Raw genomic sequence first — 10,137 nt, forward strand, 5'->3', positions numbered from 1 at the left:
CCTGACGGGCGGGGCTGCGCCCCTGCCCGCCCCCGGGGGCGCGACGCGCGATCAGCCCCACCGGCCCGCCCCTAAGGGGCGCGGGGAACTGCGCGGGCAACCCCCACCGGGCCCGCAGCCGAACGCCAGGGGCGCGAGGAACTGCGCGCTCGGCCCCCACCGGGCCCGCAGCCGAATGCCAGGGGCGCGGGGAACTGCGCGGCCGGCCCCCACCCGCCCGCAGGTGGACAGCAGCCCGCCGTCAGGCGGTTCCCCCGTGTTCGTCACAAGTTCGCCATCGGACAGTCACCGAAATATCCAAGCGTGCGGGGGAACCCCGTTCTTCGTCGTGCCCTCTAACTACGTGTCCAGATTGCTTGGGCGCCGAGCACGACGAATGGGGACGGAAATGCGCGACATCAGCCGAAGGGGAATGCTGGGCCTCGGAGCCGGCGCCGCAACCGCGGCTGCCATGGGAATCGCGGGCTGCGGCACAGCCCTGGGTGGCGGCTCCCACCACGTCGGCGGTTCCGGAAAGCCTGGTGACAGTGGTGGCGGCCGTCCCGCCCGCCCCCTCGGTGACGGCTCCACCTCCTTCACCGGCAAGCAGCCCAAGCAGCCCGATAAGCCCGTGCCCCTGCAACCCGGTGAAACCCCGCCGCAGTTCGTCGTCTTTTCCTGGGACGGCGCGGGAGATGTGGGCAACGGCCTCTTCGAGCGTTTTCTGAAGCTCGCCGAAGAACACGACGCGCGAATGACGTTCTTTCTCTCCGGCCTCTATCTCCTGCCCGAGTCGAAAAAGCGCAAGTACCTTCCGCCGAACAACGCGCCGGGCGCGTCCGACATCGGTTATCTGACGGACAATCACATCAAGTCGACGCTGAAGAACCTTCGGCGGGCCTGGCTCGACGGCCATGAGATCGGCACCCACTTCAACGGCCACTTCTGCGGCGGCACCGGCACGGTGGAGAACTGGACGCCGGCCCAGTGGCGCAGCGAGATCGACCAGGCGAAGACCTTCGTCAAGGAGTGGCGTACGAACACGGGCTGGAGCGAGAAGGAGGTGCCCTCGTTGCCCTTCGACTACGAGAAGGAACTCGTCGGCGGCCGTACCCCCTGCCTGAAGGGCCAGGACAACCTGCTGCCCACCGCCCGCGAACTCGGCTGGCGCTACGACGCCTCCTCGCCCGGCGGCACCCAGGTCTGGCCGGGCAAGAAGGAGGGCGTCTGGGACCTGCCGCTGCAGGCGATGCCCTTCCCCGGGCACACCTTCGAGGTCCTGTCCATGGACTACAACATCCTGGCGAACCAGTCGGTGAACTCCACCCAGGCCCCGCCCGCCAACTACCCGGCCTGGCGCAAGCAGGCGACCGAATCGTATATAGCGGGCTTCACGCGTACATACGAGACGAATCGCGCCCCCTTCTTCATAGGCAACCACTTCGAGGAGTGGAACGGCGGCATCTACATGGACGCCGTCGAGAACGCGCTGAAGCACATCGCGGGCAAGAAGGACGTACGCCTGGTGTCGTTCCGGCAGTTCGTGGACTGGCTCGACGCGCAGGACGCGGCCGTCCTGGAGAAGCTGCGGACCCTGGGCGTGGGGGAGGAACCGACCGGCGGCTGGAAGGCCTTCCTCGGCCAGGACCAGGCCGCCTGAACCCCGCGAGGGGGGTGCGCAAGATCCCCGGAACGGACATGCGAAACTTTTCACATGAGTGCCGCCAGCCGTGCCGTCCAGCGCACCGACCGGACCCGTAGCCGTGCCGCCGTTACCGCCGGAGCGGTCGTCGCCGCGGCGCTGCTCCTGTCCGCGTGCGGATCCGGGGGCACGTCCGGCGGGTCGGGCGACACCGGTTTCGTCACCGGCTCCGACGGCATCGCCACGGTCGGCAAGGGCAGCCGCGCCCAGGCGCCCGAGCTGTCCGGCAAGACCATCGACGGCAAGCAGCTCGACGTCGCCGACTACAAGGGCAAGATCGTCGTCCTGAACGTCTGGGGCTCCTGGTGCGGCCCGTGCCGCCTGGAGGCCAAGAACTTCGTCAAGGTCTCCGAGGACCTCAAGGACCAGGGCGTGCAGTTCGTCGGCATCAACACCCGGGACACCAGCACCACCCCGGCCCTCGCCTTCGAAAAGGCGCACGGCGTCACGTACCCGAGTCTGTACGACCCGACGGGCAAGCTGATGCTCCGCTTCGAGAAGGGCACGCTCAACCCGCAGGCGATCCCCTCCACGCTCGTGCTCGACCGGGACGGGAAGGTCGCCTCCCGGTCGCTGGCCGCGCTCAGCGAGGACAACCTGCGCAAGATGCTCAAGCCGATCCTCGCGGAGAAGTGACCGCTCGTGTCTCTTCTCGTGGCCGCGGGCACCGACCTCAACCGGACCGTCCTCGACGGGGCGCTGGTGCTCGCCATTCCGATCGCCCTGCTCGGCGGGCTCGTCTCCTTCTTCTCCCCGTGCGTCCTGCCGCTCGTACCCGGCTACCTCTCGTACGTCACCGGCGTCAGCGGCACCGACCTGGCCGACGCGCGGCGCGGCCGGATGGTCGCCGGGGCCTCGCTGTTCGTCCTCGGCTTCACCCTGGTGTTCGTCTCCGGCGGCGCCCTCTTCGGCTACTTCGGCTCGACCCTCCAGGAGCACAAGGACACGATGTCCAAGGCGCTCGGCGTCCTCATGGTGCTCATGGGGGTGTTCTTCCTGGGGATGATGCCCTGGCTGACCCAGCGCGAGTTCCGCTTCCACAAGCGGCCGGTCGCGGGCCTGGTCGGCGCCCCCCTGCTGGGCGCGCTCTTCGGGATCGGCTGGACGCCGTGCATCGGACCGACGCTCGCCTCCGTGCTGGCGCTCTCCTCCGACCAGGCGAGCGCGGGACGCGGGGCCATACTGACGGTCGCGTACTGCATCGGTCTGGGTGTGCCCTTCGTCGTCGCCGCCGTGGCCTTCCGCAAGGCGCTCGGTGCCTTCGGCTGGGTCAAGCGCCACTACGTGTGGGTCATGCGGATCGGCGGCGGAATGATGATCGCGACCGGTCTGCTCCTGCTGACCGGCGCGTGGGACGGCATCGTGCAGGAGATGCAGGGCTGGTCCAACGGCTTCACGGTAGGGATCTGACGCATGAGCGCGACACGGGACACCGGCGCGAGGACCGACGGCCAGGCCGACGAGAACAGCCGGGCCGACGAGAACGGCCGCACCGACGAGAGCGGCCGGGCCGACGACAGCGGTACGGGTGACACCACGACGCGTGACACCGCGACCCGCGACGCGGGGGATCTCGGCGCCGCCGGCGCGCAGTTGTCCACCGCGCCCCGCGAGACGCTCATGCCCGGCTCCTTCGGCGGCGCGCGCACCCCGGGTGCCATGGGCTGGCTCGCCTGGACCGGCCGCGAGATCACCGGCTGGGCCCGCTGGATCTGGCGGCAGCTCACCTCGATGCGGGTCGCGCTGCTCCTGCTCTTCCTGCTGTCCCTGGGCGCGATCCCCGGCTCGCTGATCCCGCAGTCCGGGACCGACGAGACGAAGGTCGCCGACTTCCTGGCCCGGCACACCACGATCGGGCCGATCTACGAGAAGCTCGGGCTGTTCCACGTCTACAGCTCCGTGTGGTTCTCCGCGATCTACATCCTGCTCTTCGTCTCGCTCATCGGCTGCATCGTGCCCCGCACCTGGCAGTTCGTCGGCCAGCTGCGCGGCCGGCCGCCGCGCGCCCCGCGGCTGCTGACCCGGCTGCCCGCGTACACGACGTGGCGGACCGCTGCCGCGCCCGAGGAGGTCCGCGACGAGGCGCTGAAGCTCCTGAGGAAGCGGCGCTTCCGCGCGCACGTCGACGGGGACGCGGTCGCCGCCGAGAAGGGCTACCTCCGCGAGGTCGGCAACCTCGCCTTCCACATCGCCCTGATCGTGATGCTGGTCGCCTTCGCCTGGGGCCAGCTCTTCAAGTCCGAGGGCAACAAACTGATCGTCGAGGGCGACGGATTCGCCAACACGCTCATCCAGTACGACGACTTCAAGTCCGGCAGCCTCTTCGACACCGACGACCTGGAGCCGTTCAGCTTCGTCCTGGAGGACTTCGAGGGCACGTACGAGGCGACGGGGCCCAACAAGGGCACGCCGCGCACGTACCAGGCGAAGGTCGACTACAGCGAGGGCGCGGACGGCAAGGAACAGAAGAAGACCGTCAAGGTCAACCAGCCGCTGGACATCGACGACTCGAAGGTCTACCTCACCGCCCACGGCTACGCGCCCGTCGTCACCGTCCGGGACGGCAAGGGCGAGATCGTCTACCAGCAGGCCGTGCCGCTGCTGCCGCTCGACTCGAACGTCACCTCGACCGGCGCGATCAAGGTCATGGACGGCTACACGGACGCCAAGGGCAAGCAGGAACAGCTCGGCTTCCAGGCGTTCTTCCTCCCCGCGTACGGCGGCGACGGCACCGCGGTGGTCTCGCAGTTCCCGGCGCTGCTGAACCCGGTGCTGAACCTGACGGCGTACCACGGCGACCTCGGCGTCGACGCGGGCCTGCCGCAGAGCGTCTACCAGCTCGAAAAGAAGAACATGAAGGAGTTCAAGGACTCCAAGGGCAAGCAGCTGCGGGAGAACCTGAAGCCGGGCGAGACCATGCAGCTCCCGAACGGCGCCGGCTCGATCACCTTCGAGAAGGGCGTCAAGGAGTGGGCGAACTTCCAGGTCACCCGGCAGCCCGGGGCCGGCTGGGCCCTCGCCGGTGCCTTCGGCGCCATCTTCGGCCTCGCCGCCTCCCTCTTCATCCAGCGCCGCCGGGTGTGGGTGCGGGCCGTGACCGGCCCCGACGGGGTCACGGTCGTCGAGATGGCGGGCCTCGGCCGCAGCGAGTCCGCCAAGGTCCCCGAGGAACTGGGCGCCCTGGCGGGTCATCTGTACGACCTGGCGCCGGACGCACCCGACACCCCGGACCGGTCCGACCGGCCCGGGAGCAATACCCCGGACCAGCCCCAGAACGAGACCACCACCCCCGAACCTCCCGCCGTACCTGCCGAAGGGGCTGAGACGAAGTGACTCTCGCCGCCGCAACCGACCTCGCCGCAACCGACTTCGCCGCCGCGACCGACCTGGCCGCCGCGACCAACGAGCACCTCGCGAACGTCAGCAACACGCTGATCTACTCCGCGATGGCCGTCTACACGCTGGCCTTCTTCGCGTACATCGCCGAATGGCTCCTCGGCAGCCGCAGCAAGGTCGGCCGTACGGCCGCCGCGCTCACCGCCGACCAGGCCGGCAAGGCCGGCAAGAAGGCGGCCGGCCCGGCGGTCACCGTGCAGACCGCGGGCGGCACCGCCGTGCTGGAGCGGCCCCAGGTCGTCACCCGGGCCGCGGCCGGCGCCCGGGAGGTGCCGGACGGGCCCGGCGCGCACGGCGGTGACGAGCAGGGCGACCTGTACGGCCGGATCGCCATCTCCCTCACCGTGCTCGCCTTCCTCATCGCGTTCGGCGGTGTGCTCGCCCGCGCTCTGTCGGTGCAGCGGGCGCCGTGGGGCAACATGTACGAGTTCAACATCACCTTCTCCACCGTCGCCGTCGGCGTGTACCTCGCACTGCTGGCGATGAAGAAGAACGTCCGCTGGATGGGCCTCTTCCTGGTCACCACGGTCCTGCTGGACCTCGGCCTCGCCGTCACCGTCCTGTACACGGCGAGCGACCAGCTGGTGCCCGCGCTCCACTCGTACTGGCTGTACATCCACGTCTCCACGGCGATCTTCTGCGGCGCGGTCTTCTACGTGGGCGCGGTCGGCACGATCCTGTACCTCTTCAAGGACAGCTACGAGAACAAGCTGGCGACCGGCGGCAAGCCGGGCCGCTTCGCGACCTCCGTGCTGGAGCGGCTGCCCGCCTCGGCCTCGCTCGACAAGTTCTCGTACCGCGTGAACGCGGCCGTCTTCCCGCTGTGGACGTTCACGATCATCGCGGGCGCGATCTGGGCGGGCGACGCGTGGGGCCGCTACTGGGGCTGGGACCCCAAGGAGACCTGGTCGTTCATCACCTGGGTCGCCTACGCCTGCTATCTGCACGCCCGTGCCACGGCCGGCTGGAAGGGCCGCAAGGCCGCGTACATCGCGCTCGCGGCCTTCGCCTGCTGGCTGTTCAACTACTACGGCGTCAACATCTTCGTCACCGGCAAGCACTCCTACGCCGGGGTCTGACCCCCACGGAGGGGGCGGCCGGACAGGGCGTCCTCGGGCCAGTGGACGGAGGCCCGCAGCAGCGGCTCCACGTCCGTGGTCCGCAGCCTCGACAGCTGCCCCAGCTCGGACCGCAGCCGCTCGGCGACCACCGGGTCCGGCAGCGCCAGCGGGTCGGTGACCTGCCAGATCCCGTACAGGAGCCGGCGGATCCGCAGGTGCAGGGCGGTGTCCGCGCCCTCGGGCGGAGGCGGGCCGCCGCCGACGCGGCCGAGCGCGACCCGGGTGCGGGCGTCGGACGTGGCGCCCCCGTACCCGTCCGGGGCGGGCGTGGGGTGGTACGGCGCCGACGCGAGGAAGACCAGCGCCCGCAGCCACGCCTTCGTGTCGTGGTGGGCGAAGGCGTCGCGCAGCCACGTGACGGCCGGTTCGGCGGCGCCCAGGGCGAGTTCGTGGTGGAGCCGGTAGAGGATCCGCTGCTCCGCGCACCTCGGGCCGTTCCCCGAGCCGTCGGCTGTGCCGTCCGGCGCGGCCGGGATGTCCGTGTAGTGGGCGACGAGTGTGCGGTGGGCGGCCTTCCAGGTGGCGTGGTCCGGCTCCCTGCGGTGCAGGCCGAGCAGCAGCAGCGCGCGCAGGAACGGGTCGCCGACGAACTGGCCGGGGACCGTCGGCAGACCCTCCTCGGCGAGCCGCGCCTCCAGGGCCAGCACCCCCACCGCGCCGAAGTCGCCGGGGAGCCGGGCCGCGGCCAGCGCGCACGCCGACTCGCGGTCGTGGGCCACGGCCAGCAGCGCCAGCTCGTCCCGGCGGCCGTCCGGTATGAGCCGGTCGAGCAGTTCCCGGTAGGCGGGCCGCCCGTCACACGCCGCACGCTTCTCGCGTACCTCATGCACCTCGTGCGCCCCGTACGCCGCACGCTTCTCGCGTGCCTCATGCACCTCGTGCGCCCTGTACGCCTCACGCTTCTCGCTTGCCTCGTACGTCTCCTGCGGTACGAGGTCCGCGGTGAGCAGTTCGCCGGGCGTGCCCGCGCCCCGGGGCAGGTTCTGCCGGGCGGACTCCGCGAACAGGGCCGTACCGAGCGGGCTGCCGCCGGTCAGCCGGTGGGCCGCGCCCGGCAGCCGGGACGGAACGGCCAGGCCCCGGCAGGCCGCCTCGACGACACGCGGGGTGTCGTCGGGGGACAGCGGTGACAGCGGGACGAGCAGCGCCCGCGACGAGGCCGTGCCGCCGGGCTCCCAGCCGCTCGCGCGGACCAGCTCGGACAGGGTGCGGCGGGTCGCGTTGCGCAGCGCCGGATGACCGTGCCCGCGCAGACCGGCGAAGAACGCCACCCGGTCGGCGATGCCGCCGGCCCGGTCCCGCAGCACCGCTCCGATCAGCCCGACGCCCGGCGCGCTCTGCGCGTTGTCGACGAGGACCACCGGACGCCCGAGCCGGTTCCCGCGCGGCAGCGCACCGCCGTACGCGTCGTCGAGATCGGCCAGCAGGGCCCGTACGAGATGGCCCTCGGCGTGGGTGCGCAGGTCGCCGCCCGCCCTGAAGTGGCCGGAGAGCAGCAGGAGTCCGAGCTTGGGGTTGCCGTCGGCGTTCGGGTGGTCGCGGTACCAGGCGGCGGCCTTCCGCAGCCGGCGGTGCGTGGGCGAGACCCCCTCGGAGAACGTCTCCAGGGCGGCCTCGACGACCGGCTCGACCACCGGACCCGTACCAGTACCCGTACCGGTACCCGGCAGGGGGCCGGTGAGGGGGTCGGTGAGGCGGGCCGAGACCCGGCCGACCCAGCGGCTCGTGGGGGAGCCGACCCAGGAGCCCGTGTCGTTCAGCAGCAGGATCCGTTCGGCCTCCCGGCGGGCGCGGGGCACGTCCCGGTCGTTCCAGCCGCCCGCCGCCACGGCCAGCAGGCCCGCCGCGAGCCGGGGGAAGGGGATCCGTCCCGCGTCGGCCACCGGCTCCGCGAGCTGTTCGGCGATCGTCACCAGCGCCTGTGCCACGGGCGACCAGACCTCGTGCGGCTGTCCCGCGGGGGGCCCTGCGAACCGGTCGGCCTCGCAGTCGATCAGCGCGAGGGGAGTCCGCCCCTCGTACGCGGCCCGCAGCTCCGCCAGCACCGCGCTCTTGCCGAGCCCGCGGGCCCCGGCGAACACCACGAAGGGGAGCTCCTTCGGGTGTTCGCAGGGACTGGGCCCGTGCTGGAACGGCCGCAGGCCGACGAGCCGTGGAGCGAGGCCGGGCGGCTCCGTGTCGAACAACGCCCCTCGGCCGTGCAGCCCTCTGCGCACCGCATCTCCCCCTGGGACCCCTCGGGTCCGGTTCTCGTAGAGGTGAGGTGTATCAACCGGGGGGCGATCAGGGGGCGTTGCTTCGGAGTGGACCGGTTGCTGTCCGCGGGCTTACGCAAATGTCGGCGCCGTCGGCACAGTCCGACCGGGCCCGGTTCAGTTGACGGTGATCGAGTCGAGTTTCGACCGCAGGTACACGTGGGAGTCGACGGGTTCGTACGCCACCCGGCCGACCGGGGCCGGGACCGACTCCACGCGGGTCCCCGGGGTGCACTCGCCGAAGTAGACGAGGGACATCAGCTCCTCGGAGGGCTCGTCTGCGGGCGGCGGCAGGACGCGATGGCGGCCGGAGCGCCAGCGGTCGCCGGTCCAGCGGGCCATCAGGTCACCGATGTTGACGGTGAACGCCGCCGGGTCGAAGGGCGCGTCCTCCCAGCCGCCGTCGTCCGTCCAGATCTGCAGCCCGCCCTTGCCGGCCTGCCGGTCGAGGATGGTGACCGTGCCGAAGTCGGTGTGCGGGCCGATACGGAACTGACCCTCCTCGGGCTCGCCGACGACCTCCCTGCCCGGGTACCAGTTGATGTTGAAGCCGTAGGTCGGGTGGTCCATGTGCCGGGTGAAGAAGTCGGGCTCCAGGCCCAGCGCCTCACCGAGCAGGGCGAGGAGATGGTTCTCCAGTTCGCCCATCCGCGCGAGGTACTCCTCGCACAGCGCCCGGAGCCCCGGGGCCTCCGCCGGCCAGACGTTCGGGGCGCACCACTCCGCGTCGGTCACCGGGTCGTCGAAGGGCTCGTGCGTCGCGAAGCTCAGGGACTCCTTCAGGTCGGGCGGGGTCGGGGTGCCCTCCGCGTAGCCGTTGGCCTCGGCGCCGGGACCGAGCCAGCCCCGGCCGCCGACCTTCACCGCGTACGGCTCCTTGGCCTCGGCGGGCAGCACGAAGAAGGCGCGGGCCGCCTCGCGGACGCGGACCCGCAGGGCGGGGTCGACGCCGTGGCCGGTCACCAGCAGGAACCCGGCGTTCTGGAGCGCGCTGTCGACCGTCCGGGCGATCCGGGTACGGGCCTCGGGGTCGCCGGAGAGCCAGGGCCCGAGATCGACGGTCGGCACGCGGGGCCCGGTGCGGGTGGCGGTGTCATTCACCGATGTCGGGTCACTCACCGATGTCCTCGTTCCACAGTGCGGGGTTTTCCTTGACGAAGTCGCGCATCATGGCGACGCACTCGGCGTCGTCGAGGAGCACGATCTCCACGCCGTGCTCCGCCAGCCAGTCGTGTCCGCCGTGGAAGGTCTCGGCCTCCCCGACGACCACCCGGGAGATCCCGAACTGCCGGACGAGACCGCTGCAGTACCAGCACGGCGAGAGCGTGGTCACCATCGTCGTGCCGCGGTACGAGCGCTGCCGGCCCGCGTCGCGGAAGGCGGCCGTCTCGGCGTGCGTGGACGGGTCGCCGTCCTGGACGCGCCGGTTGCGGCCCCGGCCCAGCAGGGTGCCGTCCGCCGCGTACAGGGCGGCGCCGATGGGGATGCCGCCCTCCGCGAGGCCGGCCCTGGCCTCCTCGACGGCGGTCACGAGCCAGCTGCGGACCCGCGCCCTGCCGATGCGCTCCAAGCCTTCGAACCGGTCGCTGCCGCCGCTGCCGTCGCTCATGCAATCCACTCTCCCCGATCGCCCCCCGAATCACTCCTCGGACCGCTCCGTCTCCACCCGCGCCCCGGCGGGGGC

8 protein-coding genes are annotated in these 10,137 nt (G+C 71.5%); 5 read left to right on the forward strand and 3 right to left on the reverse strand.

The window, feature by feature from the left end; translation table 11 throughout:
- Positions 1-388: 388 nt before the first annotated feature.
- Genes ACFWGJ_RS36235 through ccsB form a run of 5 tightly spaced genes read left to right on the forward strand, consistent with a single transcriptional unit; the run spans position 389 to position 6,156 of the window.
- On the forward strand, positions 389-1,639 hold the full coding sequence (locus ACFWGJ_RS36235; protein ID WP_387333102.1) for a hypothetical protein: 1,251 nt from the start codon (positions 389-391) through the stop codon (positions 1,637-1,639).
- A 54-nt stretch (positions 1,640-1,693) separates the two neighbouring features.
- Complete coding sequence (locus ACFWGJ_RS36240; protein WP_387333104.1) at positions 1,694-2,317, forward strand: TlpA family protein disulfide reductase; 624 nt, start codon at positions 1,694-1,696, stop codon at positions 2,315-2,317.
- Positions 2,318-2,323: 6 nt separating this feature from the next.
- Entirely contained in the window at positions 2,324-3,091 is a 768-nt protein-coding gene (locus tag ACFWGJ_RS36245) for a cytochrome c biogenesis CcdA family protein (RefSeq protein WP_387333106.1), read from the forward strand.
- Positions 3,092-3,094: 3 nt separating this feature from the next.
- The gene (locus tag ACFWGJ_RS36250; protein WP_387333108.1) at positions 3,095-5,014 is read left to right on the forward strand and encodes a cytochrome c biogenesis protein ResB; all 1,920 of its coding nucleotides are present in this window, start codon (positions 3,095-3,097) and stop codon (positions 5,012-5,014) included.
- The gene (gene ccsB / locus ACFWGJ_RS36255) at positions 5,011-6,156 is read left to right on the forward strand and encodes a c-type cytochrome biogenesis protein CcsB (RefSeq protein WP_387333110.1); all 1,146 of its coding nucleotides are present in this window, start codon (positions 5,011-5,013) and stop codon (positions 6,154-6,156) included. The genes ACFWGJ_RS36250 and ccsB overlap by 4 nt, the downstream gene beginning before the upstream one ends.
- Here the strand turns inward: ccsB and ACFWGJ_RS36260 are convergent.
- From ACFWGJ_RS36260 to ACFWGJ_RS36270, 3 genes are all read right to left on the reverse strand, one after another.
- Positions 6,141-8,414 carry a hypothetical protein gene (locus ACFWGJ_RS36260; protein ID WP_387333112.1) on the reverse strand — a complete coding sequence of 758 codons (2,274 nt, stop codon included), beginning with the start codon at positions 8,412-8,414 and terminating at the stop codon, positions 6,141-6,143. The genes ccsB and ACFWGJ_RS36260 overlap by 16 nt on opposite strands.
- A 156-nt stretch (positions 8,415-8,570) precedes the next feature.
- Entirely contained in the window at positions 8,571-9,572 is a 1,002-nt protein-coding gene (locus ACFWGJ_RS36265; RefSeq protein ID WP_387333114.1) for an isopenicillin N synthase family dioxygenase, read from the reverse strand.
- Entirely contained in the window at positions 9,565-10,062 is a 498-nt protein-coding gene (locus tag ACFWGJ_RS36270; RefSeq protein WP_387333116.1) for a nucleoside deaminase, read from the reverse strand. Before ACFWGJ_RS36270 ends, ACFWGJ_RS36265 begins: the two co-directional genes overlap by 8 nt.
- Positions 10,063-10,137: the final 75 nt, after the last annotated feature.

This window comes from Streptomyces sp. NPDC060205, from assembly GCF_042728395.1.
Classification (GTDB): domain Bacteria; phylum Actinomycetota; class Actinomycetes; order Streptomycetales; family Streptomycetaceae; genus Streptomyces.

Coding starts and splice junctions, on each gene's coding strand:
- ACFWGJ_RS36235 (WP_387333102.1), top strand. CDS start 389: ATGCGCGACATCAGCCGAAGGGGAATGCTGGGCCTCGGAGCCGGCGCC.
- ACFWGJ_RS36240 (WP_387333104.1), top strand. CDS start 1,694: ATGAGTGCCGCCAGCCGTGCCGTCCAGCGCACCGACCGGACCCGTAGC.
- ACFWGJ_RS36250 (WP_387333108.1), top strand. CDS start 3,095: ATGAGCGCGACACGGGACACCGGCGCGAGGACCGACGGCCAGGCCGAC.
- ACFWGJ_RS36270 (WP_387333116.1), bottom strand. CDS start 10,062: ATGAGCGACGGCAGCGGCGGCAGCGACCGGTTCGAAGGCTTGGAGCGC.